This window comes from Pseudooceanicola nitratireducens (assembly GCF_900109195.1).
Lineage (GTDB): Bacteria > Pseudomonadota > Alphaproteobacteria > Rhodobacterales > Rhodobacteraceae > Pseudooceanicola > Pseudooceanicola nitratireducens.
Genome location: NZ_FNZG01000002.1, coordinates 776,294 through 800,698 on the forward strand (window position 1 = coordinate 776,294; position 24,405 = coordinate 800,698).

The following is a 24,405-nucleotide window of genomic DNA, read 5'->3' on the forward strand; positions in this document are numbered from 1 at the left end:
GGAAACGAGCTGTGGCCCGCCAACTTCTGCCCCTGGCCCTGGTCAGCCTATGTGCCTGTCAGGGTCCCTGGGGTGATATGGAAACGCTGTCCGATCAGACCCTTGCCCCCGGTTCGGGCCAGGTCGAGGCGGTGGCGGGCACTGAAGGCACGGACCGGGTCGGATCCTCGGAAGACCTGGCGGCGCGGGCCGCTGTTGCGCAGATCGAAGCCGGCGAACGCAAGGGGTTTCTGTCTGTACTGAAAAGCCTGATGCCCGAGAAATCAGCCGAAACCCAGGCCGCCGAAGTCGCGCTTGCCGGTCTGGTGATCGAAGATGAGCTTCCCCAAGAAAGCCCCGCCGCACCGGAAGACGACAGCGCCCGGATGCCCGGCCTCTTCGGTCTGTTCAGCCAAGGGGCTGGGGTAACTCCCGACAAGGCTGCCGAGGTACGCAAGGGGCCGGAAAAGGACGTCGTGCCGGGCACGGTCATGGCCTTTGGCAATATCGGTCGCGTCTGTGAGCTGAAGGTCGAGGATCTGGGCGAAAAGGTCGCGTCCTATCCCGAGGAGGCTGCGAAATACACGCTGTACGACCCCGATCCCGAAAGCACCCGGATGCGCAGCCTGTACCTGACTGGCTTCGAAGACGGTTGTGTGCGCCAGATCTCGGGCGCGATGGCGATGTTCGGTGATGTCGAAATGCACGAGGTTCTGCGCTTTGGCACCGCCGGCAGCATCGGGCCGGAGACCGAGGTCGCGAAGGCCTATAACAAGGTCAAGCGGCAGGTCTGCAAGGTTCGCGCCAGCAAACCCTGCGGCGATCGGATGTCCGAGCTGCAGAAGGACACGGTGTTTCTAAGCGTCTATGAAACCTTCGGGGCGGGCGGGCGCTGGAACAATGTCCTGCTGCACGGCGGTTATGTGGAAGCAGCGAGCCTTAATCTTCGCGAAGATCAGTAATTCCTGAAAACCCTGCCAGCGGTGAAAGCGCTCGGAAACGGGGCGTCAGTAATGCGGCGGGCGTTCGTCGCCTATGATCACCGCATCGCCTTGGGATGCCTCGCGCTCGGCCTCGCGTTCCAGAAGCATCTGAACCCGGCGGGTCAGCTGGGCGATCTCACGCTCTTGCCGGGCGATGATGGTCGACAGATCCTCGACCGTGCGGTCCAGGTGGGCCAGGCGTTCTTCGATTTCGATCATATCTGGGTGCTCGTATCAGGGGCAGGGCTTTGGCCCCGAGTCTGACCGCCCTGCGCATCCTGCGCAAGGGGGCTTCGGGGGGCAGCGACGGGGGCACCTGCACCCTTGCCGCGCGGGGGGGCATAGGCTAGACCCCGCCGCGAGCCAATGCGCAGAGGGTCCAGATGGCGAAACAGAAAAAAGCCCCGCGCCCCAAGGCCGAGACGCCGAAGGGGTTCCGCGATTATTTCGGCACCGAGGTGACCGAACGCACCGAGATGCTGCAAGGCATCGAAGCGGTCTATCATCGCTATGGCTTTGATGCGCTTGAATCTTCCGGCGTTGAAACGGTGCAGGCCTTGGGCAAGTTTCTGCCCGACGTGGACCGTCCGAACGAAGGTGTTTTCGCCTGGCAAGAGGCCGATGACGACGGCAATGGCGACTGGCTGGCGCTGCGCTATGACCTGACCGCGCCGCTGGCGCGCGTCTATGCGCAGCACCGCAACGACCTGCCGACGCCCTATCGCCGCTATGCCATGGGCCCCGTCTGGCGCAACGAAAAGCCGGGGCCGGGGCGGTATCGCCAGTTTTATCAATGCGATGCGGATACGGTTGGCACGGGTAGCGTCGCGGCGGATGCGGAAATCTGCGCCATGCTGTCGGATTGTCTGGAAGAGGTCGGCATCCCGCGCGGCGATTACCTTGTGCGGGTCAACAACCGCAAGGTTCTGAACGGCGTGCTCGAGGCCATGGGCGTCGCGGATGAAGGCCAGCAGGCCGACGTTCTGCGCACCATCGACAAGTTCGACAAGGTCGGCGAAGCGGGCGTGCGCGAGCTGCTGGGTAAGGGGCGCCTGGATGCCTCGGGGGCCTATATCGACGGTGTGGGGCTGGCGGCGGAACAGGCCGAGCCGGTCATCGCTTTCCTGACCTCCAAGGGTGCAACGGCGGCTGACACGCTGGCCAACCTGCGCGCGGCCATCGGCGACAGCGCCGTGGGGGCCGAGGGCGTGGACGAGCTGGAACAGATCGCGGCGCTGCTTGAGGCCGGCGACTATGGCAGCGACCGGATCGAGATTGATCCGTCGGTTGTGCGTGGCCTGGGCTATTACACCGGCCCCGTGTTCGAGGCCGAACTGACCTTTGAAATCCTTGATGAAAAGGGCCGCAAGCGGCAGTTCGGGTCGGTCGCGGGCGGCGGACGCTACGACGACCTTGTTGCGCGGTTCACCGGGCAGAAGGTGCCGGCGGTCGGTGTCTCGATCGGGGTGGACCGCCTGCTGGCGGCGCTGCGCGAAAAGGGTCGGATGAGCGGCGAAAGCGAAGGTCCCGTGGTGGTCACCGTAATGGACCGCGACCGCATGGCCGACTATCAGGCCATGGTGGCCGAGCTGCGCCAGGCCGGGATCCGGGCCGAGGTCTACCTGGGCAACCCCAAGAACTTCGGCAATCAGTTGAAATACGCGGACAAGCGGAATTCTCCGGCTGCCGTGATCGAGGGCGCGGACGAAAAAGACCGCGGCGTGGTGCAGGTCAAGGACCTGATCCTTGGCAAGAAAATCGCGGAAAACGCGACGCTCGAGGAATGGAAGGAACGCCCGTCACAGGCTGAAATTCCGCGCGATCAGTTGGTTCAGCATATTCAGAAACTCCTGAAAGGGGACAGCTGATGCCTTTGTGGCAGGGGCACACCCCCGAGCTTCGCGCGCGTGTCCGCAGCTGTGCCGCACGGCTGCGCGACGGGTTCGAGGCCGCCGGGGCCGTTCCGGTGGAATGCCCGATCCTGCTGCCCGCAGCGACGCTTCTGGACCTGTACGGCGAAGACATCCGGGCGCGGGCCTATGTGACCTCGGACGCGCTGCGCGGGGAACAGATGATGCGCCCCGACTTCACCGTTCCGGTGGTGGAAATGCACATGGCCGACGGGGCAGAGCCTGCACGCTATACCTATTCCGGAGAGGTTTTCCGCCGTCAGGAGGAAGACGAGGCGCGGGCCAACGAATACCTGCAGGTCGGGGTCGAGATCTTTGACGGATCCAACCCGGCGGCGGCCGATGCCGAGGTCTTTGCTCTGACGCGCAAGGCCGTCGAAGGGCTGAACCTGCGTGCGGCGACCGGTGACATCGGCATCCTGATGGCGGCGGTGAACGGGCTGAACACATCCGCCCCGCGCAAGGCCGCGCTGTTGCGCCATATCTGGCGGCCGCGCCGGTTCCGGGCGCTGTTGGATCGCTACGCTGGCCGCGCGCCGGTGCCCGCCGCACGTGCGGCGCTGCTGAAGGCCGAGGATCCCTTTGCCAAGGCGGGCATGCAGATCGGTCTGCGCAGCCGGGCCGAGGTTGAAGAACGCATTGCGACGCTGCGCGAAGATGCGGGCACGGATCCGATTTCTGACCGTGAGGTCGGGTTGATCGACGCCATCCTGTCGGTGCGCGAAACGCTGCCCTTCGCGCTGGAACGGCTGCGCGATATCGCCGTGGACATGCCGTCGATTTCCGATGCGGTCGAAGGGCTTGCCGCCCGCGCCGCAGCGCTGGACGCACGCGGCATCGACATTGCTGCGCTGGATTTCGAGGCCGCCTATGGCCGCACCCACATGGAATACTACGACGGGTTCGTCTTTGGCCTCTATGCCGGGTCGCGGCCCGATCTGCCTCCGGTGGCCAGCGGCGGGCGCTATGACACGCTGACCCGGCTTCTGGGCCGCGCCAACGGCCGCCCCGAGGGCATGCCGGCGGTCGGGGCCGTTGTGCGTCCCGGACTGGTCGTCGAGCTGGAGGAAAACGCATGAGCATCAAGCTGGGCGTGCCCTCCAAGGGGCGGCTGATGGAGAAGACCTTTGACTGGTTCGGCGAGAGGGGGATCACCTTGGGCCGCGCCGGGTCGGACCGGGAATACGCCGGCCGGGTCGAGGGGATCGAAGGCGTTGAACTGGTGCTTCTTTCCGCCGGAGAGATCCCGCGTGAACTGGCCGCGGGGCGGATCCATCTGGGCGTGACCGGCACCGACCTGGTGCAGGAGAAGCTGGCGAACTGGGATCAGCAGGTCGAGAGCCTGGCCGAGATGGGCTTTGGCCACGCGGATCTGATCATCGCGGTGCCGGCCTGCTGGGCAGACGTGGACGGGTTGGACGACCTGGACGCGGCGGCGGCGCTGTTCCGGGCGCGGCACGGCTTCCGGCTGCGGATCGCGACGAAGTATCACCGGCTGGTGCGGGATTTCCTGCGCGACAACGGCGTGGCGGATTACCAGCTGGTCGACAGCCAGGGCGCGACCGAAGGCACCGTGGCGAATGAAACGGCAGAGGCGATTGCCGACATCACCTCGACCGGGGATACGCTGCGGGCGAACCACCTGAAGATCCTGAGCGACGGGCTGATCCTGCGGTCCCAGGCGACGCTGTTCCGGTCGCGCAAGGCGCAGCTGTCGGATGACGACCGCCGGGTGCTGGGCGCGCTGGTCGAGCGGCTGAAGATCGACTGAGCTTTGCCGGGTGGCGGTGCCGCGATCCTGTTCGGGGCAGGGGCGCTGATGGGTCTGTTTGCCTTCGGCGAGAGTATTTTGGGCAAGATGATGGGGATCGGGCGCGCGTCCGGTCCCCTTTGTATTTAAAGCACGCCGATGTCCGCCAGGGCCTGGGACAGGTCGGCGGGCAGCGCATCGTCATTGGCGCGTTTGGTCGAGAGGTCGGGGGGCGTATCCTCGGGTTTGAGGTAGCGCCAGCCCTGGAAGGGGCGGCGCGGCGAGGCGGCGGTGTGGTGCAGTTCCGGGTCCAGAACAATGGCGCAGCGGCGGATGCCGTCACCGCGGTCGACCTCGTCCAGGGAGAGAATCCGCTGGCGGCACTGGATGATCCCTTTGATGACCCAGTAGATCGAGCCACCGTCCAGGATCTCATCGACGCGCTTGGGGAACATCCGGGTGACGTGGCGCGGGTTGCCGTCCGCGGCCAGCGCCTGGCGGGTCTTCTGCCAGGCGGCGAGGTCCGCGACGCTTTCGGTGCCGACGGAGAGTTTGATCAGGTTCACGTGTTTTGCCATGATCCCCCCAGATCTGGTAAGCTGTCGTTAAGGATAAACCATCCGTTGATGTCCGCAAGGGCGGGGACTCGTCCGCGTGGGGCATTTCTGATGGCACTCGGCTCAAGATAGTGTAGGAAGGCCGCCCGTACACCCAGCTGCTGATAAGGTGATTCCCATGACCCGCTTTGCCGCGCCCATTGCCGAACAGGTATGGGATATGAAGTACCGTTTGAAAGAGGCCGATGGTACGGCCATTGATCGCACGGTCGAAGACAGCTGGCGACGGATCGCGCGCGCCCTGGCGGCGGTGGAAAAGGACAGCGACACCTGGGAAGAGCGGTTCTATGGCGCGCTGGAGGATTTCCAGTTCCTGCCCGCCGGCCGGATCACCGCAGGGGCCGGCACCGCGCGCAAGGTGACGCTGTTCAACTGTTTCGTCATGGGCACGATCCCCGACAACATGGGCGGCATTTTCGACATGCTGAAAGAGGCCGCGCTGACCATGCAGCAGGGCGGCGGCATCGGCTATGATTTCTCGACCATCCGGCCCAAGGGCGCGGATGTGAAGGGCGTGGCGGCGGATGCATCCGGCCCGCTGTCCTTCATGGATGTCTGGGATGCGATGTGCCGCACGATCATGTCCGCAGGCTCGCGCCGGGGTGCCATGATGGCGACCATGCGCTGCGATCACCCGGACGTGGAGCAATTCATCGCCGCCAAGTCCGATCCGGCCCGGCTGCGCATGTTCAACATGTCCGTGCTGGTCACCGATCCCTTCATGGAGGCCGTGAAGGCCGACGGGTCCTGGGATCTGGTCTTTGACGGCAAGGTCTATCACACGCTTCAGGCGCGCGATCTGTGGAACCGCATCATGCAGGCGACCTATGATTACGCCGAGCCGGGCGTGATCTTCATCGACCGCATCAACCAGGCCAACAACCTGAGCTATTGCGAAACCATCGCCGCGACCAACCCCTGCGGGGAACAGCCGCTGCCGCCCTATGGGGCCTGCCTTCTGGGCTCGGTCAACCTGGCGCGGATGGTGGTGAGCCCGTTTGAGGACGCCGCACAGCTGGACGAGGCCAAGCTCGCCAATCTGGTGCGCATGGCCGTGCGGATGATGGACAATACCGTCGATGCCTCGAACTTCCCGCTTGAGGCGCAGGCCCGCGAGGCCGAGGCCAAGCGCCGCATCGGTCTGGGCGTTACCGGGCTGGCGGATGCGCTGCTGATGGTCGGACTGCGCTATGGCTCGGACGACGCGGCGGCGCAGACCGAAGCCTGGATGCGCCTGATCGCGCGCGAGGCCTATCTGGCCTCGGTCGATCTGGCGAAGGAAAAGGGCGCGTTTCCGCTGTTCGATGCGGAGGCCTACCTGGCCTCGGGCACGATGCAGGCGATGGACGAGGATGTGCGCGCAGCGGTGGCCGAACACGGCATCCGCAATGCGCTGCTGACGTCCGTTGCGCCGACGGGGACGATTTCGCTTTATGCCGGGAACGTCAGTTCCGGGATCGAGCCGGTCTTTGCCTATGAATACACCCGCAAGGTGCTTCAGAAGGACGGGTCGCGCACCGAAGAGAAGGTCACCGACTACGCCGTGCAGATGTGGCGCGACGTGAAGGGCGACGCCCCGCTGCCCGACTATTTCGTAAACGCCCAGACGCTGGCCCCGCTGGAGCATGTCAAGATGCAGGCAGCGGCGCAGAAATGGGTCGACAGCTCGATCTCGAAGACGATCAACTGCCCCGAGGACATTTCCTTTGACGACTTCAAGGACGTCTACATGGAAGCCTGGGACACCGGCTGCAAGGGCTGCACGACCTACCGTCCGAACGATGTGACCGGGTCCGTCCTGTCGGTGGAATCCTCGAAAGAGGAAGATCCCGCGCCGATGCCCACGGAAGGCGGCGACGTCATCCACCTGCAGGATCCGCTGGACCGCCCGCAGACGCTGGAAGGCAATACCTACAAGCTGAAGTGGCCCGACAGCGAACACGCGATCTATCTGACGATCAACGACATCATCGTCGGTGGCCGCCGCCGTCCCTTCGAGGTCTTCATCAATTCCAAGAACATGGAGCATTTCGCCTGGACCGTGGCGCTGACGCGGATGATCAGTGCCGTGTTCCGGCGCGGGGGCGATGTGTCCTTTGTGGTCGAAGAGTTGAAGGCCGTCTTCGACCCGCGCGGCGGGGCCTGGATCAAGGGCAAGTACATCCCCTCGATCCTGGCGGCCATCGGCGGCGTGATCGAAACGCACCTGGTTGCCACCGGCTTTATCGAAAGCGAAGGGGCCGGGCTGAAGACCGACCCGACCGCCCGTGTCGTCGGGCTGGAAGGCGCGAACCGCGGCAAGGCCTGCCCGTCCTGCGGTCAGTATTCCATGGTGATGATCGAGGGCTGCATGACCTGTTCTTCCTGCGGTCATTCCAAGTGCGGCTGATCGCGGTCTGACGTGACATGAAAAGGCCCCCGCAGAGCGATCTGAGGGGGCCTTTTGTTTGGTGCGGGGCCATTGTTTTGGTGAGGGGGGCGGCGGCGTGGCCCGCCGCTTCCGGATCAATGGGCGGGTTTCTTGCCGAACAGGCCCGACACCGCGCCGACCACGGGGATCAGGATCGCGCCGGTGATCAGCCCGATCACCCCGTCCAGGAAGGCGGTCACGGTCCATTCGACCGCTCCGGCCAGGTCGGCTGCCCCGCTGGCCAGGTCGACAGCAATGTGGTGGATCGTGTCATAGGGCAGGTGCCAGCCCAGTTCGTTCAGGCCATGCACAAGGATCGACCCGCCGACCCAGATCATCGCGGCGGTGCCGACGATGATCAGCAGCTGCATGAAGACGGGCATGGCGCGCACGATAAAGGCGCCCAGCCGCCGGGTGATCCCCAGACGGCCATGATCGGCCATGGCCAGCCCAAGGTCATCGGCCTTCACGATCAGCGCCACCGCGCCATAGACCGCAAGGGTGATCAGGATACCGGCCACGCCCAAGGCGGCGGCCTGTAGCCAGAAGGGCTGACCCTCGGGCAGGGCGGAAAGCACGATGGTCATGATCTCGGCCGAGAGGATGAAATCCGTCTTGATCGCGCCCTTGACCTTCTGTTCCTCAAGATGCGCGCCGGTCTTTTCCATCTTGGCCACCGCATCGGCCTGATCGTGGTGCTTGGGACTAAGCGCGTGCCAGACCTTCTCTGCGCCTTCATAACATAGGTATCCGCCACCCAGCATCAGCAGCGGATAGATCAGCATCGGCAGGAAGGCCGATAGCAGCAGCGCAATGGGCAGCAGGATGACGATCTTGTTGAACAGCGATCCGCGGGCGATCTTCCAGACGATGGGCAATTCGCGCTCGGCGCTGAAGCCGTGCAGGTATTTCGGCGTCACGGCGGCGTCGTCGATCACCGCCCCCGCCGCCTTGGTCGAGGCCTTGACCGCCTGGCCCATCACGTCATCGACCGAAGCGGCCGCGATCTTTGCGATGGCCGCCACGTCATCCAGAAGGGCTAGAAGTCCGCTCATGTCACTCGTCCCGTGTTCGCGTTTGTCACAACATAGCCTCTGATGCGGATCGGAAAAGGGTGCAATTGCCGGATCTTGCTGCGGGACAGCAGGCGCGAAATATGCCCTAATGGGGGCAAAGGCCCCCGCTGTGGCATCAATTTGGATGCCGGTGTTGCGCGGGGTAAGGGCAGGGTCAGGACGGGGACCGGACCCGCAGAAGACGGGGACAGAACGGGGACAAGATGAAACACGGCTATGACAACGGGCGGCTGAACCTGCCATTCGTCGGGATCTGCACCTTCGGGAAATACCCATATGTCGAGGATTGGGACACGATCGACGCCGATGTCGCGGTGATGGGCGCGCCCTTTGACGGGGGCACCCAGTGGCGCACCGGCGCGCGGATGGGGCCGCGCGCGATCCGCGAGGCCTCGACCCTGTTTTCCTTCGGGCACGCCGGGGCCTATGACCACGAAGACGACATCACCTATCTTGAACCGCACCGCGTTTCGATCGTTGATATCGGTGACGCGGACATCGTGCATACAGATACCGCGCAAAGCCATCGCAACATCGAATACGGCGTGCGCAAGATGCTGGCGGCGGGGGCGCTGCCGGTGGTGATCGGCGGCGATCATTCGGTCAATATTCCCTGCATCAACGCCTTCGACGGGGAAGAGCCCTTTCATCTGGTGCAGATCGACGCCCATCTGGATTTCGTCGACGAACGCCACGGTGTGCGCAACGGCCATGGCAATGCGATGCGGCGGGCGGCGGAAAAGCCCTGGGTCTCGGGGCTGACCCAGATCGGCATCCGCAACGTGTCCTCGACCGCGAAGGACGGCTATGACGCGGCGCGGGGCATGGGGTCCGACATCATCTCGGTCCGGCAGGCGCGCAAGATGGGCGGCGAGGCGCTGATCGCCCGCATCCCCGAGGGCGAGCGCTATTACCTGAGCATCGACATCGACGCCTTCGACCCCTCGATCGCGCCGGGCACGGGCACGCCGAGCCACGGCGGGTTCCTTTATTACGAGGTGCTGGAGCTGATCGACGCCCTGTCGCAGCGGGGCGAGATCGTGGGCCTGGATCTGGTCGAGGTCTCGCCGGATCACGACCCGGCGGGCGTGACCTCGATCCTGGCGGCGCAGCTGCTGATGAACGTGCTGGGGCGGGTGTTGCATCACCGGGACGGCTAGGGCGAATACACGCGGAACGGGTGCGGCTTTGCTTGGCGCGTGGCGCGCGGCGGGCTATTCAGGATCCGTCCAGTAGGAGCCCGCGCCATGCGCCAGATGTCCCCCAATTTTGGCCCCATTTCCCGTCTTGTTTCCGCGCTGGCCATTTGCCTGACGGTCGCCCTGATACCTGCGGTCACCCTGGCCCAGGGCACGCGGGACAAGGATGCGCCGCGCCGGATCTTTGGGCTGCCTTTCCTGGGGCATGAACGCCTGGTGGTGAACGATGTCTTCGGGGATCGCTATGACCGCTGGCGCACCGGGTCCGTCGCGTCGTCCTATATCTTCGGATCGGAGTGGACCGGCGCGCTGCCCACACGCCCCGGCGCGCTGGTGGAATTCCGCGTGCTGGGCGAAGTCATCGCCCCCGCCCGGCTGGATCTGAACTGGACCGGCGACCGGCCCTATTCCCAGGCGCTGTCCTTCGGGCTGCACAGCCATTTCGCCCGGGGCGGATGGGACATCGCGGCCGGGGCCGATGCCGTCATCACCGGCCCGCAGGTGCATCTGATCGACTTTCAGCACTGGCTGCACCGGGTGACACGCTTTGATCACACGGCCTCGGCTTTGGTGCGGGCGTCGCAGATCCCCAATGGCGTGCACGGGTCTGCGGTGATCGAGGCCGGGCGCAGCTATACCCTGGCCGACGGCGCGCGGCTGCGCCCCTTTGTCGAGCTTCGCGGCGGGGTTGAGGATATGGTCCGCGTCGGGTTCGACTTTGCCCTCGGCCCCGCCGGAGAAGGAGAGCTGATGGTGCGCGATCCGGTCACCGGCTTCCGCTATCGCGCGGTGCGCCGTGCGCCCGACGGCATCACCTTTGTCGCCGGGGCGGATGTGGCCCATGTGGGGCAAAGCCTCTACCTGCCGGCCGCGCGCAACCAGATTACCGATGCCCGCACGCGGGTGCGGCTGGGCATGCACTGGCAGAAGGACCGCTGGCGCGGGTTCTACGGGCTGACCTGGCTGGGGCCTGAATTCAAGGGCCAGTACGAAGGCCAGCTGATCGGCGGGCTGCGGATCTCGTACCAGTATTAAGGATGCGGCCGGGGCGCGGGAGGGGCGAAACGCCCCTGTGCTTGTGGACTCTTTTCGCGCCATGCGAAGTTTGCTAACCTGATCTCAATCTGATCGGTCGAAAAAGACCGGCGTGAGCAGAACCCAAGAATGGGAAGGCGGATACAGGCATGGCAACGGGCTATAAGGGCACGTTCGTCATCGCATGGGACCAGACGGCGCTTGACGGTCTGCGCGGTGCGGGTGTGCACGCACTGCGGATCGGGGCCAGCTGGTCATGGCGGGGCGAGGCAACCCGGGTCGACGGACCGGGCGATCTTCTACATCTGGACATGGGCGATGACGGGCGCGACCTGCGCCGGCGGGCGGCGCGATCGGTGCGGCGTCTGGTCGGGCAGGTGCTGGCGGACGGCACCGCGGACGAACCGGGGTACGAAGACGATCCCCTGATGGACGGCGGCTTTGCGGTCACCGACGGGCGGTTTTCCTATGCGGCGACGCTGATCGAACTGGGCAATGGGCTGGCCCCTTTGGTGATGTTCGTCGATGGGGTGCCGCCGCAGCGCCGCGACCTCTGGGTCGTGTCCTACCGTGCCGCGACGCGCCGCCGGGCCCGAATGGGGCAGGGCGGTGGCGGGGTGATCTGTTTCACCCCCGGCACGCGGATCGCCACCCCTTACGGCGCGGTCCCGGTCGAGGATCTGCGCGAAGGCGACAAGGTGCTGACCAAGGACAATGGCGCGCAAGAGGTGCTCTGGGCCGGGGCCCGCCGCATGTCCGGCGCGCGGCTATACACCATGCCCGAACTGCGCCCGATCCGCATCCGTGCCGGGGCCTTCGGTATCGACCGGCCGGACGACGAATTCCTTGTCTCGCCGGAACACCGGATGCTGGTGACAGGCCGGGTGGCGCAGGCGCTGTTCAACACCCCCGAGGTGCTGGTGCGGGCCCGCGATCTGGTCAACGGGTCTTCGGTCGTGCAGGACCTGCGTCTGCGCGAGGTCACATATGTCCACCTGCTGCTGCCCGCGCATCAGGTGATTTGGGCCAATGGCGTCGAAACCGAAAGCTTCCACCCCGCCAGCGCCGCCCTGTCGGCCCTGTCGCAGTCGGACCGCGATCGTCTGCTGACCGGCATGCCCGACGTGGCCGAGGATCCGATGACCTATGGCGGCTATGCCCGGCGCAACCTGACCCGGGCCGAGGCGGCGATCATGATGCACGACGCCGCCTGACGCGGGCGTTCTGGCGAACGGCCGGACCCTGCACGGCGGGGCGGGCGGTTTTCCCGATCACAGCTGTTGACTCCCTCCAATCAGCCCGTATAAGCGCGGCTTCATTGGTGTTGGTGGCCCCCGCAAGGGGAATCCTGTCGGCCAAGGCAACTTCCCCACGGGGACAGGCGCTGCGGCAAAGGACAACGCCCTTCACACATCGGTGCGAAAAGGCCCGCAAGGGCGGATGAGCACCCCAAGAAGGAGATCAGACCGTGACCAAGCGTACGTCTGCCAAGTACAAAATCGACCGCCGGATGGGCGAAAACATCTGGGGTCGTCCGAAATCCCCGGTCAACCGTCGTGAATACGGCCCCGGCCAGCACGGCCAGCGCCGCAAGGGCAAGATGTCCGACTTCGGCCTGCAGCTGCGCGCAAAGCAGAAGCTGAAAGGCTACTACGGCGACCTGACCGAAAAGCAGTTCAAGCGCATCTACGGTGACGCAGCCCGGACCAAGGGTGACACCGGCGAGAACCTGATCGGCCTGCTCGAGCGCCGCCTGGACGCCGTCGTCTACCGCGCCAAGTTCGTGCCGACCGTCTTCGCAGCCCGTCAGTTCGTCAACCACGGCCACGTGACCGTGAACGGCAAGCGCGTCAACATCCCCTCCTACCGTGTGAAGGAAGGCGACGTGATCGAGGTTCGCGAGAAGTCCAAGCAGCTGGCCGTCGTTCTGGAAGCCGTGCAGCTGCCCGAGCGTGACGTTCCCGACTACATGGAAGTCGACCACTCCAAGCTGACCGCGACCTTCGTGCGCACCCCCGGCCTGTCGGATGTGCCCTACCCGGTCATCATGGAACCGAACCTGGTTATCGAATACTACGCACAGAACTAATTGCTGAACTGATCCGACATTTCGGACAACAGTTTGCGAGGGACAGGGGCCGCACCGGATGGTGCGGCCCTTTTTCGTTGTCCGGTCGGTTTGTGGTGTCTGGATCGGTCGCGCTGTTCAGGGCTGCAATTTATGCCCGGCCCTGCGCCCGCAGGGGCAGGGCCAGCCCCGTCATATGCGCCGCCTTGGCCAGGTCCTGGGTATAGGCGTCCAGCGCCTCGGCCCGTGCGGTCGCGTCCGCCAGGCGCAGGATATAGGCCGGGTGCAGGGTCAGCAGAACCGGGCCATGGGCGGTTTCCTCGACCCCGCCGCGCCGTGCCAGAAGGCCGTCTTTCCGGCCGGTCAGGGTCAGCGCCGCCGTGCCACCCATGGCCAGGATCAGCCGCGGGCGGGTCAGGGCGATCTCATGCTCCAGCCACCATTTGCCATGCGCGATGTCGCCCCTATCGGGCGGGTGGTGCAGCCGCCGCTTGCCGCGCAGGGTATAGCGGAAGCGCTTGACCGCATTGGTCACGAAGCAGGCCTTGCGCGGCAGGCCGGCGGTCTGGGCGGCGCTGTCGAACATCTGGCCGGCGGGGCCGACAAAAGGGCGGCCCTGCTGGTCTTCGACATCGCCGGGCTGTTCACCGATCACCATCAGCGGCGCGGGCTGCGGCCCTTCGCCCAGAATGATGCGGCCATAGCCATTGTCTTGCGTTTCATTGGCCGCAGCGGCGCGGGCGCGCAGGGCATCCATGGTCTGAACGGGCGCTTCGGGCAGGCTGCGGCGGATGGCAGCGGCACGGACCGGAGGGAGCGAGGGCGCACGGTCGGCCATCTCGCGGGTGCGGGCCTCGGCCTCGGCGATCAGCCGGGGGATGTGTTTCGCCTCGGGCATGTTGTGCCAGTACTTGCGCGGCATCTCGGATGTCATGGCGCTGATCTTCACCCGCGCGGGGTTGAAGATGTTGCAGAAATAGGTGCCCCACAGCTCTTCCGTCGCATCCTCGGGCAGGTCGGGACGGGGGGAGCCGGGGGAGAAACGCAGCACACCGTCCTCGAACCGGGCGGTGACATCAGGGGTGACGATCATCCAGTCCATGTCGGCAAAGCGGCGGGCGAAGAAGGGGGCCGTGGGTTCGACCGTGTGGTGCGTCGGTTCGAACCAGGCGGCAAAGCGGCGGCGGCCGTCCGTCCCAGGGGCGATGTCGCGAAAGCGCACGAAGGCCTTCATCTTGTGGGCGCAGCGGCGGGTGTTTTTCTCCATCTGGCGCAGCTGGATCAGGTCGGGATCGGCGGTGTCGCGGATCAGCCCGGGCTGTGATTTCAGCCGCCAGAAGAAGGCATAAAGCCGGGCGAAGCGCTGCGGATCGGCGTGCCAGACGACGCGGTCGGCCAGGTCCAGCGCGGCGCGCGGCATGGTCAGCGCGGGGGATGGTGTGGGGGCGGGTGCCTCGGGACTGCCGAACAGGTCGGTCTGCGCCGGGGCGTCGAAGGCCCACAGCAGATCCTCGGGCGGGGTGCCGAGGCCAAGGTGCCGACGCGCGGCATCACGCCAGGCATGATCCGTTCCGATCCGGGGCAGGGCGATGGTCTGCATGGAAAGCTCCTGATCTGCCCCCGAGGGGGCAGAGCCTCCGGCGGGGATATTTTCGGCAAGAGGATGTCAGAAGAGCGAGAGCTGTTCCGGCGGAGGCGCGAAGCGGGCACGCAGGTCGGCGCTGTCGGTGAGGGCCCCGGGCGACCAGTGGCGCAGGGTGATGAAGGGGTGGGCGTTCTTCAGGTTGGCCCCGGTGCGTTTCAGGTCGTCATAGGCCAGGGTTCGGTGACGGCGCGCGGTCAGGATGCGCTGCACGGTGCGGGTGCCGAACCCCGGCACGCGCAGCAGCAGGTCGCGGTCGGCGGTCTGGACCTGAACCGGGAAAAGGTGGCGGTTTGCCAGTGCCCAGGCCAGTTTCGGGTCCAGCTGCAGGTCGAGGTTGCCATCGGCGCGGGCGGCGGTGATTTCGCCCACGTCGAAGCCGTAGAACCGCATCAGCCAGTCGGCCTGATAAAGCCGGTGTTCACGGATCAGCGGCGGCTTGATCAGGGGCAGCATGGCGCTGCTGTCGGGGATCGGAGAGAAGGCCGAGTAATAGACGCGGCGCAGGCCGAAATCACCGTAAAGCCGGGTGGATTGCGACAGGATCGTGCGGTCGGTCGAGGCATCGGCCCCGACGATCATCTGCGTCGATTGACCCGCAGGTGCGAATTTCGGCGGCCGCTTACCCGTGTGGGTGCGGTCCTTGCTGGCGGTGCGGCGGGTTTTCACCCGCTGCATGGCGTCGCGGATCGTGGCCGGGGATTTCTCGGGCGCATAGGCGCGCACGGATTGTTCGGTCGGCAGTTCGACGTTGATCGACAGCCGGTCGGCATAGAGGCCGGCCTGGTCGATCAGCTCCTGCGCGGCGTCGGGGATGGTCTTGAGGTGGATGTAGCCCTTGAAGCCATGCTCCTGCCGCAGTTTGCGGGCGATGGTGACCATGTCCTCCATCGTCGCATCCGGAGAGCGGATGATCCCCGAGGAGAGAAACAGCCCTTCGATATAGTTGCGCCGGTAGAATTCCAGCGTCAGATCGATGACCTCCTGCGGGGTGAAGCGGGCGCGCGGCGTGTTGGAGGATGCGCGGTTGATGCAATAGGCGCAGTCGTAGATGCAGAAGTTCGTCATCAGGATCTTCAGCAGGGAAATGCAGCGTCCGTCCGGCGCATAGGCATGGCAGATGCCCGAGCCTTCGGTCGATCCCAGCCCGCCCGAGCGGCTGTCGCGCCGGCTCGTGCCGGAGGACGCGCAGGAGGCATCGTAGCGCGCGGCGTCGGAGAGGATGGCGAGTTTTTCATCAAGCGTTCTGGGCATGTGTTCATGATATGTTCACATGGGCGCAGGCGCAAGAAAAGCCCGGGCAAGGCAGTATACCCGGGCGTCAAAATTTTCGTGAGGAGGGGTCAGCCCGCAGTCGCCGCCCAGCCGATCAGCGCGATGCCGAGGATCGAGACCAGCCAGATCAGCGACCGGATGCCCGGCGTACCCTTGGCGTAGATCGGAAGATAGGCCGCGCGGGCCGCAAGGTAGATCCAGCCGCCGGTGGTAACGCGCCAGTCCTCGGTGCCCGAGACCAGGCAGATCAGCATCAGGGTGGCGAAGAAGGGGAAGGTTTCCAGGAAGTTGGCCTGTGCCCGGCGCAGGCGGCCGACGATCACCGGCACGTCCTCGGGGTCGGTATGGTCGCGCGGACCGGCGTTCCAGGCCGACCCGCGGATCCGGGTTTCAACCAAGATGGCCGCGAAGATATGCACAAAGCCCAGAACAGAGGCGAGGATGAGAAGCGTGACGGTCATGGCGGTCCCCCGGGGTCGCGTTAATGGACTGGATCCTAACCCGGGCGCGTCACAGGTCCAGTGTGCCGCAGCGGAACATTGTGGTGTGAAAGCCTCAGCTTGACGCGGGGTGCTGGCCTTGCGCGGGATCGCCCGCTAAGACGGTCGGGAACAGAAAGCGGTGTCGTGATGAGCGAACAGATCAAACCCCAGCCGGGGATCCTTGAGATCGAACTTTACAAGAGTGGCGCGTCCAAGATCGAGGGCGTCACCGACGTGGTCAAACTGTCTTCGAACGAAAACCCCTATGGGGCCGGAGAGGCGGCGCGCGATGCCTATATGCGCGCGGGCCATGATCTGCATCGCTATCCCAACACCGATCACGCGTCGCTGCGCGGGGCGATCGGCGATCAATACGGGCTGAACCCCGAGCAGATCATCTGCGGTGTCGGCTCGGACGAGATCCTGACCCTGCTGGCCCAGGCCTATGCCGGTCCGGGGGACGAGGTGATCTATACCGAACACGGGTTCTCGATGTATCCGATCTTCGCCAACATGGTGGGGGCGACGCCGGTGAAGGTGCCGGAACGCGACCGCGTGGTTGACGTCGATGCGATCCTGAACGCCTGCACCGACCGGACGCGGCTGGTCTATCTGGCGAACCCCGCCAACCCGACCGGCACGATGATCGGTGGCAATGCGGTGGCGCGTCTGGCCGCCGGCCTGCCCGAACAGTGCCTGCTGGTGCTGGACGGGGCCTATGCGGAATATGTCGAAGGCTATGACGGCGGCGTGCGGCTGGTCGATGGCCGGTCGAACGTGGTGATGACGCGGACCTTTTCGAAGATCTACGGGCTGGGCGGGCTGCGCATCGGCTGGGGTTATGGCCCGCAAGAGATCATCGACGTGCTGAACCGTCTGCGGCAGCCCTTCAACCTGTCGAACACGCAGCTGGCCGTGGCCGAAGCAGCGGTGCGCGACCAGGCGCATGTCGAGAAGTCGCGCGACAACAACACCCGGCTGCGTGCCTGGATGGCCGAGGCGCTGGCCGAACACGGCGTGCCCTCGGACACCTCTTGCGCGAACTTCATCCTGGCGCGCTTCGCCAGCGCGGAAGAGGCCGAGGGGGCGGATGCCTACCTGCGGTCGCAGGGGCTTCTGGTGCGCCAGACCGGCGGCTACGGGCTGCCGCAGTGCCTGCGGATCACCGTGGGCGACGAAAGCTCGTGCCGGCGGGTGGCCCATGCCATCGGCCAGTTCAAGGGCGGCGCGCGATGAGCGTGATCTACAACAAGGTCGCGCTGATCGGTCTTGGTCTGATTGCCTCGTCCATGTTCTGGGCGATGAAGCGCGGTGGCGTCGCGGGTGAGGTCACGGGCTATGCCCGGTCCGAGGCCACGCGCGACACGGCGCGGCGGATCGGGCTGTGCGACAGGGTCTGCGACAGCGCGGCCGAGGCAGCGCGGGATGCGGACCTGGTGGTACTGTGCGTGCCCGTCGGGGCCATGGCGCAGGTCGCGCAGGATATCGCGCCGGTGCTGAAGCCGGGCGCGACGGTGACGGACGTGGGATCGGTCAAACAGTCGGTGATCGACGCGGTGGCCCCCCATATCCCCGAGGGCGTGCATTTCGTGCCCGCGCACCCGATGGCAGGGACCGAACATTCCGGCCCCGAGTCCGGCTTTGCCGAGCTTTTCGACAACCGCTGGTGCCTGATCGTGCCCCATGGCGCGGAAGCCGAAGCCACCACCCGGCTGGAGCAGTTCTGGCAGGCGCTTGGCGCCCAGACCGAACAGATGGACGTGGGCCACCACGATCAGGTCTGTGCCGTGGTCAGCCATATCCCCCACCTTATCGCCTATACGATGGTGGGCGTGGCGGATGACCTGAACCGGGTGTCCGATCAGGAGGTCATCAAGTTCTCGGCCGCGGGTTTCCGGGATTTCACCCGGATCGCGGCCTCGGACCCGACCATGTGGCGCGACGTCTTCCTGACCAACAAGGATGCCACGCTGGAAATCCTTGGCCGCTTCACGGAAGAGCTTTTTGCGCTGCAACGGGCGATCCGCACCGGCGATGGCGACCAGCTGTTCGATTACTTCACCCGCACACGCGCGGTGCGGCGCGGCATCATTGATGCCGGGCAGGACACCGCGGCCCCGGACTTTGGCCGCGGCGGGCCGAAGAAGGCATGAAACGGGGCCTCGCCCTTGTGCTTGTGGGCCTGATGGCCGGGCAGGCCTGGGCCGAGGTTCCGCAATCGTCGCTGCGTCCGCAGCTGCGCGCCGATGGTTCGGTTTCCGCCCGCGCCTTGCCACGGATCCCGGACCGGCCCGAAACGCTTGGCGTGGCCCGGCAGGTTCAGCCCAAGGTGGCACCATCCCTGACGCGCGTTCTGCGCCCCCGCAAGCGCAGCGATGAAGTCGAAGAGGCCGGCCGCCGCAAGCAGGCCGCCCGGCGGCGCGGGGCGGTCTGTGGCGATCTGGACATCCAGGGGGTCGAAGTCGGTGCCGTCGGCGGCCCCGGGGCCTGCGGGATTTCCCAGGCGGTGCGGGTCAGCGCGGTTTCGGGCGTGGCGCTGTCGACCCATGCGCTGATGGACTGCAAAACGGCGAAAAGCCTGAAGACCTGGGTGGATCGCGGCATGAAGCCGGCGGTGCGTCAACGCGGCGGCGGGGTGTCCCAGATCCGGGTCGTGGCGCATTACGCCTGCCGGACGCGCAACAACCAGAAGGGCGCGAAACTGTCCGAACATGGCAAGGGGCGGGCGGTGGATGTGGCGGGCTTCACACTTGTCGACGGCACCAAGATTTCCGTCCTTGAAGGCTGGGGCACGCGGCGTGACGGCAAGGTGCTGAAGCGAATGCACAGCGCGGCCTGCGGCCCCTTTGGCACGGTGCTTGGCCCCGATGCCAACCGCTTTCACCGCGACCACTTCCACTTTGACACGGCGCGCTACCGGTCGGGCAGTTACTGCCGCTAGGCCGCGCGGAAGATCAGCGCAAAGTTTAACGCAGACGCAGCGGCGGCACGGGACCAAGCGGGATGAACCCCAGGTAGGCCTGGCCGTCGCGCAGCGTGATCTCGGCGTCCAGCCGGTCGGGGTTGCCCGAGGCCTGGGCGGCCATGGACAAGACCCCCTCGGCCATGCGGGCGGCGGTGTCAGTCAGCGCACCAGACTGGCGCGCAATGGTCAGCATGTCCTGCCAGCGCGTCGCCTGAAGGTTCACCGTGCCCGTGGCCCGACCCTGGGCGTCGGCCTCGATCCGGCCCTTGGCCTGGATCTTCATCACGCCCCATTGCGCATCCAACGTCGTCAGGTCGATGATCTGGGGCTGCGGGCGGGCGGTTTCGATCGCAGTGATGTCCCAGGGGCGGTCGAAGGTGACGGTGGCGTCCAGCGTCAGGCTTTCCATCCGGTCGGGCAGGGCGTCGGTGCCCAAGACCTCTTGCAGCAGGGCCATGGGCGGGGTGAGCCCCTTGGCATTGATGCCGGTGCGATAGGTGGCGTCGTCTCCCAGACGTTCGGCGGCCAGGTTCAGATGCGACAGCCCGGCGCTTTCGGCCCCAGAAAGCAGCAGGTTGTCGCCTTCCAAAACCGCGCGTTCCAGTTCCAGCGCCGCGTCCGGCGTCAGGCGAAGCGAGGCGCGCAGCTGATCGCTAGCCAGGGTGAATTTCTGGGCCGGCGTGGCGATGCCGATGGCATGGGGGCCGACGGCAATCACATGGGTCGGACGATAGGACAGCGCCAGAAGCTGGAAGATCGGCAGATCGAAGGCCAGGCCGCTGTCGGGGTCGGCCAGGCTCAGCCCTTCCCAGGTGGCGTCGAAGCGATTGGGAAAGCCGCGCAGGGCAAAATCGTCATACTCGGCCACCCAGCCTTCGGCCCGGCGGTCCTCGAACCAGGTGGTGAAGGCGGATCGGCTGCTTTGCGCCCCGACCAGCCAATAGGCAGACCACAGGGCGGCGGCGGCAAGGACGACAATCAACAGGCGTTTCAACGGGCGGCCCCTTTTGCTGGATCGGTGATGCCGTTATAGGCCGGAGGAAGGAAAGGACCAGTGCCATGACGACTTGGGTTTTCGGCTACGGATCGCTCATTTGGAACCCGGAGTTCACTCCGGCCGACCGCGGGATCGCCACGTTGACGGGCTATCACCGCAGTTTCTGCTTGTCCTCGATTCACCACCGCGGAAGCGAGGAAAAGCCGGGCCTGGTTCTGGCGCTGGACGAAGCCGCGGGCGCGATCTGCCGGGGCGTGGCCTTTGCCATCCCCCAGGCGGACGAAGCCGCGATCCTGGCGGCGCTGCGGGAACGGGAGCTCGTCTCCTCGGCCTACCGCGAAGAGGTGCTGCCGGTGGTGTTGGACGATGGCCGCCGGGTGCAGGCGCTGTCCTATGTGGTGGACCGTGCGCACCGGCAATACTGCGGGGCGCTGACGCTGGAAGACCAGGCGCAGATCATCGCCCGCGCACATGGGCGCAGGGGGCCGAACAGCGAATACCTGTGGCAGACCGCAGGCCATCTGACCCAACTTGGGATTGCAGACCCGGATTTGGATCATTTGTCGGTCAGAGTACGAGATATAGTGGATAATGGCTTGGCTTAACGCTTGATACCCCTTAGCCTGAGCCAAATTTCCAGTGTCAGGAGCTGTCCGCATGGACCAGCCGGACCGCGAGGCCGATCCGCAATTCTCTCAACCCGTGCGTCAGATCGTGATGATGCTGATCGCGCTTGGACTGGCCGTGACGGCGGGTGTCTTTGCCGGCCCGTCCGTTCTTCCGATCTTTGAAGCCAACCCCTATCTGAACGGCGTCATCTTCTTCGTCTTCGTGATCGGCGTGGTGGCCTGTTTCTGGCAGGCCGGGCAGCTGGTGTCGTCGGTCCGCTGGATCGAGGCCTTCGCCCGTGGCGGTGCCGAAGGCGTCCGGGTGCCGCGTCTGCTGGCCCCGCTGGCAACGCTGCTGCGGTCGCGCAACAAGCGAATGCAGCTGTCCTCCAGTTCCACCGCCTCGATCCTGGATTCTGTGGCGACGCGGATCGACGAGGCGCGGGAAATCACGCGCTATCTGACCAACCTTCTGATCTTCCTGGGTCTTCTGGGGACGTTCTATGGCCTGGCCACCACCGTTCCGGCCGTGGTCGACACGATCCGCAGCCTGGCCCCCCAGGACGGAGAGGCCAGTCTGGATGTCTTCAACCGCCTGATGAAGGGGCTGGAAAGCCAGCTGGGCGGCATGGGCGTGGCCTTCGGGTCGTCGCTTCTGGGTCTTACCGGATCGCTGATCGTCGGCCTGCTGGAACTGTTCGCCGGGCATGGTCAGAACCGGTTCTACCGCGAGCTCGAGGAATGGCTGTCGGGCATCACCCGCATCGGCCTGTCCAGCGCCGAGGGCGAAGGTGGTGCCGATACGCAGGTGCTGTCGGCGGTCATCGACACGATGAACGAACAGATCGACATGTTGCAGCAGACGTTCAGCAATTCTGAACTTTCCCGCAATATGGTCGACGAAAAGATCGCCCATCTGGCCGATACCATCGAACGCCTGCTGCATCGCACCGGCGATCAGGGGCCGCTGAACGACACCATGCGCCGCGTGGCCGAGGGGCAGGAGGCGCTGTTGCGCCACCTGGAAAAGGCCGAACCTGCCGCGGGCGACGGGCTGGACGCGGAAAGCCGCATGCGCCTGCGGTCGATTGATGTGCAGATGCTGCGCATCCTCGAAGAGATCTCGGGCGGGCGCGAAGAAACCATGGCCGAGCTGCGGGCCGATATCACCGCGCTTGGCCGCACCCTTACGGGCGCACGGTCTGCGCCCACGCCGCAGCAGACCCGCCCGCTGTCGGCCTTTACCGACGCGCCCAAGAAGCCCTCGGGCGGGGGGGAGTGATCCATGGCCCTGTCGCGGCGCTCGGGGAACCGGTTCCAGGGGGCGATCTGGCCTGGCTACGTGGATGCTGTCACCGGGCTTCTGATGGTGCTGACCTTCGTGCTGACCATCTTCATGGTGGTGCAGTTCGTGCTGCGCGAAACCATCACCGGCCAGGAGACCGAGCTGGATCAGCTCTCTTCCGAGGTGACGCTGCTTAGCCGGGCACTTGGGCTTGAACGCGACCGTGCCAACCAGTTGGAGCAATCGCTGGACCGGACCTCGGGCGCGCTGGACCAGGCGCGGGAAGAGCTTGCGACGCAGTCTGCGCTGATCGCATCTCTGACCCAGCAGCGGGCCGATCAGGATCGCGCCCTGGCTCAGGCCCGCGCGGATATCACCAATTTCGAAGCCCAGGTTGCCACGCTTCTGTCGGAACGCGATGCGGCCCGGGGGACGGTCGCCGATCTTACGGCGGAACGTGAAACCCTGCTGTCCGACAAAGAGGCGCTGGAACTGGCGCTGGCCACCGCGCGTGAGGAAATCGACGCCGGGCAGGAGGCCGCCCGCCTGGCTGCCGCCCGGCGCGAGGCGCTGGAGGCGTTGATCGCGGATCTGGAACGCCAGGCCGCCGAGGGCGAGGATGCGCGCGGGGTGCTGTCTGACCGCGTGGCCGATCTGGAAACCGCGCTGAGCGACGAGGAAAAGGCCCGCCTGGCCGAAGCCGCCGCCGCCGAGGCGCTGCGCGAAAAGCTGGCCAATGCGGATGCGGAACTGACCGCAATGACGCTGGCGCTGGAAGAAGAACGCCGCAAGGCCGAGGAAACGCTGACCCTTCTGGCCGCCGCCGAAGAAGCGCAGGAGGACCTGGACCTGCGGCTGGCGGCAGCATTGCTGAACCTGAACGAAAGCACTGGCCAGGTGTCAGAGATCGAGGCGCAGTTGCAGGCGGCCCGGGATCAGCTGGCGCTGGCCGAACAGGGCGCGTCGGACCGCGATGCCGCCGTGGCGCAGCTTCAGGCGGATCTGGCGGCTGCGCAGGCCCGGGCCTCGACCCTGCAGGCGCAGCTGTCCGATACCGAGGAAACCCGTGGCGGGCTGGCCGCACAGCTGGCCCAGGCCGAGGCCGGGCAGGCGGAGTTGCAGGCGCGTCTGGATGCGGCCCTCGCCGCCTCGGACGGGGCAGAGGCGCTGCGCCAGGACAAGGCTGCGCTGGAAGCCTCGATGGCGGATCTGCGCGCGCGACTGACAGCGGCGCTGGCTGCGCAGAACGCGGCCCAGGCGGATCAGGTGGATCGCGACGACCTGCGCGATCAGCTGGCGGCGGCGCTTGCGGCCAAGTTGAAGGCCGAACAGGCGGCGGAAACCACGCTAAGCGAGGCCGAACAACGCGCCGCCCTTCTGGCCCAGGCGCGCAGCAATCTGGCCGAGGAACAGGAACAATCCGCCGAAGCCGCCCGGCGCACGGCGCTGTTGAACCAGCAGGTGGCGCAGCTGCGCACCCAGCTGGGCAGCCTGCAATCGCTGCTGGACGACTACAAGGCGCGGGACGCGGCGAACCAGGTGCAAATTCAGTCGCTTGGCACCGACCTGAACGCCGCGCTGGCGCAGAAGGCGGCCGAGGAAAGACGCCGCCGCGAGCTGGAGGAAGCCGAGCGCAAGCGGTTGGAAGCCGAGCGCGATCAGCTGGAGAAATACCGGTCGGAATTCTTCGGCCAGCTGCGCGATGTCTTTGCCGGGCAGGCCGGTGTGCAGATCGTCGGCGACCGGTTCGTGTTCTCGTCAGAGGTGCTGTTTGCCCCGGGCAGCGCGGATCTGTCCCAGGCCGGGCAACAGCAGATCGCCGGGATCGCCGCGACCCTGCGGTCGCTGGCAGCCGAGATCCCGCAGGGCATCGACTGGATGCTGCGGGTCGACGGGCACACCGATGACGTGCCGCTATCCGGTCTGGGCGAATTCCGCGACAACTGGGAACTGAGCCAGGCGCGCGCCCTGTCGGTCGTGCGTTACATGGTTGATTTCCTGGACTTCCCGCCGGATCGTCTGTCGGCCAATGGCTTTGCCGAGTTCCAGCCGATTGCCCAAGGTACGTCCGAGGAAGCACGGGCCGCAAACCGCCGGATCGAGCTGAAGTTTACCGAACGCTAA

The 24,405-nt window shown here is 65.9% G+C and carries 22 protein-coding genes; 15 read left to right on the plus strand and 7 right to left on the minus strand.

Features of this window, described 5'->3' with window-relative positions; translation table 11 throughout:
- Positions 1-11: 11 nt before the first annotated feature.
- Complete coding sequence (locus BMX99_RS09650) at positions 12-941, plus strand: hypothetical protein (RefSeq protein WP_093450608.1); 930 nt, start codon at positions 12-14, stop codon at positions 939-941.
- Positions 942-986: 45 nt separating this feature from the next.
- Here BMX99_RS09650 and BMX99_RS09655 read toward each other — a convergent pair whose 3' ends face one another.
- Positions 987-1,181: a SlyX family protein gene (locus BMX99_RS09655; RefSeq protein WP_093450610.1), complete on the minus strand. Its 195-nt coding sequence runs from the start codon at positions 1,179-1,181 to the stop codon at positions 987-989.
- Between the two features lie 164 nt (positions 1,182-1,345).
- On the opposite strand from BMX99_RS09655, the gene hisS reads away from it, so the two are divergent.
- From hisS to hisG, 3 genes are read left to right on the plus strand one after another with little or no spacing between them, the layout of a single operon-like run.
- Entirely contained in the window at positions 1,346-2,830 is a 1,485-nt protein-coding gene (hisS, locus tag BMX99_RS09660) for a histidine--tRNA ligase (protein ID WP_093450612.1), read from the plus strand.
- Positions 2,830-3,951: an ATP phosphoribosyltransferase regulatory subunit gene (locus BMX99_RS09665; protein WP_093450613.1), complete on the plus strand. Its 1,122-nt coding sequence runs from the start codon at positions 2,830-2,832 to the stop codon at positions 3,949-3,951. Before hisS ends, BMX99_RS09665 begins: the two co-directional genes overlap by 1 nt.
- Positions 3,948-4,643 (plus strand): ATP phosphoribosyltransferase, encoded by a 696-nt coding sequence (gene hisG, locus BMX99_RS09670; protein ID WP_093450615.1) that lies wholly within the window; start codon positions 3,948-3,950, stop codon positions 4,641-4,643. Before BMX99_RS09665 ends, hisG begins: the two co-directional genes overlap by 4 nt.
- 125 nt (positions 4,644-4,768) lie before the next feature.
- Here the strand turns inward: hisG and BMX99_RS09675 are convergent, their stop codons facing one another.
- Positions 4,769-5,200: a DUF1489 family protein gene (locus tag BMX99_RS09675; protein ID WP_093450617.1), complete on the minus strand. Its 432-nt coding sequence runs from the start codon at positions 5,198-5,200 to the stop codon at positions 4,769-4,771.
- A gap of 157 nt (positions 5,201-5,357) precedes the next feature.
- On the opposite strand from BMX99_RS09675, the gene BMX99_RS09680 reads away from it, so the two are divergent.
- Entirely contained in the window at positions 5,358-7,628 is a 2,271-nt protein-coding gene (locus BMX99_RS09680; RefSeq protein ID WP_093450619.1) for an adenosylcobalamin-dependent ribonucleoside-diphosphate reductase, read from the plus strand.
- A 116-nt stretch (positions 7,629-7,744) separates the two neighbouring features.
- On the opposite strand, the gene BMX99_RS09685 is transcribed toward BMX99_RS09680, so the two are convergent.
- The gene (locus BMX99_RS09685) at positions 7,745-8,704 is read right to left on the minus strand and encodes a DUF808 domain-containing protein (protein WP_093450621.1); all 960 of its coding nucleotides are present in this window, start codon (positions 8,702-8,704) and stop codon (positions 7,745-7,747) included.
- A gap of 224 nt (positions 8,705-8,928) precedes the next feature.
- Between BMX99_RS09685 and BMX99_RS09690 the strand changes: the two genes are divergently transcribed.
- From BMX99_RS09690 to rpsD, 4 genes are all read left to right on the plus strand, one after another.
- Positions 8,929-9,885: an agmatinase gene (locus tag BMX99_RS09690; RefSeq protein WP_093450624.1), complete on the plus strand. Its 957-nt coding sequence runs from the start codon at positions 8,929-8,931 to the stop codon at positions 9,883-9,885.
- Between the two features lie 87 nt (positions 9,886-9,972).
- Positions 9,973-10,959: a lipid A-modifier LpxR family protein gene (locus tag BMX99_RS09695; RefSeq protein ID WP_093450627.1), complete on the plus strand. Its 987-nt coding sequence runs from the start codon at positions 9,973-9,975 to the stop codon at positions 10,957-10,959.
- A gap of 149 nt (positions 10,960-11,108) precedes the next feature.
- On the plus strand, positions 11,109-12,173 hold the full coding sequence (locus BMX99_RS09700) for a Hint domain-containing protein (RefSeq protein WP_093450629.1): 1,065 nt from the start codon (positions 11,109-11,111) through the stop codon (positions 12,171-12,173).
- A 254-nt stretch (positions 12,174-12,427) separates the two neighbouring features.
- On the plus strand, positions 12,428-13,048 hold the full coding sequence (gene rpsD / locus BMX99_RS09705; protein ID WP_093450631.1) for a 30S ribosomal protein S4: 621 nt from the start codon (positions 12,428-12,430) through the stop codon (positions 13,046-13,048).
- A gap of 130 nt (positions 13,049-13,178) precedes the next feature.
- Here rpsD and BMX99_RS09710 read toward each other — a convergent pair whose 3' ends face one another.
- The 3 genes from BMX99_RS09710 to BMX99_RS09720 form a co-directional block, all read right to left on the minus strand.
- Positions 13,179-14,627 (minus strand): UdgX family uracil-DNA binding protein, encoded by a 1,449-nt coding sequence (locus BMX99_RS09710; RefSeq protein ID WP_093450633.1) that lies wholly within the window; start codon positions 14,625-14,627, stop codon positions 13,179-13,181.
- A gap of 66 nt (positions 14,628-14,693) precedes the next feature.
- The gene (locus BMX99_RS09715) at positions 14,694-15,923 is read right to left on the minus strand and encodes a putative DNA modification/repair radical SAM protein (RefSeq protein WP_093450635.1); all 1,230 of its coding nucleotides are present in this window, start codon (positions 15,921-15,923) and stop codon (positions 14,694-14,696) included.
- An 89-nt stretch (positions 15,924-16,012) separates the two neighbouring features.
- A complete protein-coding gene (locus tag BMX99_RS09720; RefSeq protein WP_093450638.1) occupies positions 16,013-16,405 on the minus strand; it encodes an MAPEG family protein in 393 nt (130 codons plus the stop codon).
- A gap of 168 nt (positions 16,406-16,573) precedes the next feature.
- On the opposite strand from BMX99_RS09720, the gene hisC reads away from it, so the two are divergent.
- The 3 genes from hisC to BMX99_RS09735 are packed head-to-tail and all read left to right on the plus strand — an operon-like array spanning position 16,574 to position 19,367.
- Positions 16,574-17,662 (plus strand): histidinol-phosphate transaminase, encoded by a 1,089-nt coding sequence (gene hisC / locus BMX99_RS09725; RefSeq protein WP_093450641.1) that lies wholly within the window; start codon positions 16,574-16,576, stop codon positions 17,660-17,662.
- A complete protein-coding gene (locus BMX99_RS09730; protein WP_093450645.1) occupies positions 17,659-18,579 on the plus strand; it encodes a prephenate/arogenate dehydrogenase family protein in 921 nt (306 codons plus the stop codon). The genes hisC and BMX99_RS09730 overlap by 4 nt, the downstream gene beginning before the upstream one ends.
- Entirely contained in the window at positions 18,576-19,367 is a 792-nt protein-coding gene (locus tag BMX99_RS09735) for an extensin-like domain-containing protein (RefSeq protein ID WP_093450646.1), read from the plus strand. The genes BMX99_RS09730 and BMX99_RS09735 overlap by 4 nt, the downstream gene beginning before the upstream one ends.
- A gap of 25 nt (positions 19,368-19,392) precedes the next feature.
- Here BMX99_RS09735 and BMX99_RS09740 read toward each other — a convergent pair whose 3' ends face one another.
- On the minus strand, positions 19,393-20,385 hold the full coding sequence (locus BMX99_RS09740; protein WP_093450647.1) for a DUF2125 domain-containing protein: 993 nt from the start codon (positions 20,383-20,385) through the stop codon (positions 19,393-19,395).
- Between the two features lie 65 nt (positions 20,386-20,450).
- On the opposite strand from BMX99_RS09740, the gene BMX99_RS09745 reads away from it, so the two are divergent.
- From BMX99_RS09745 to BMX99_RS09755, 3 genes are read left to right on the plus strand one after another with little or no spacing between them, the layout of a single operon-like run.
- Positions 20,451-20,993, plus strand: coding sequence for a gamma-glutamylcyclotransferase (locus tag BMX99_RS09745; protein WP_093450648.1), 543 nt, complete (start codon positions 20,451-20,453; stop codon positions 20,991-20,993).
- Between the two features lie 52 nt (positions 20,994-21,045).
- Complete coding sequence (locus BMX99_RS09750; RefSeq protein WP_093450649.1) at positions 21,046-22,278, plus strand: biopolymer transporter ExbB; 1,233 nt, start codon at positions 21,046-21,048, stop codon at positions 22,276-22,278.
- Positions 22,279-22,281: 3 nt separating this feature from the next.
- The gene (locus BMX99_RS09755; protein ID WP_093450650.1) at positions 22,282-24,405 is read left to right on the plus strand and encodes a peptidoglycan -binding protein; all 2,124 of its coding nucleotides are present in this window, start codon (positions 22,282-22,284) and stop codon (positions 24,403-24,405) included.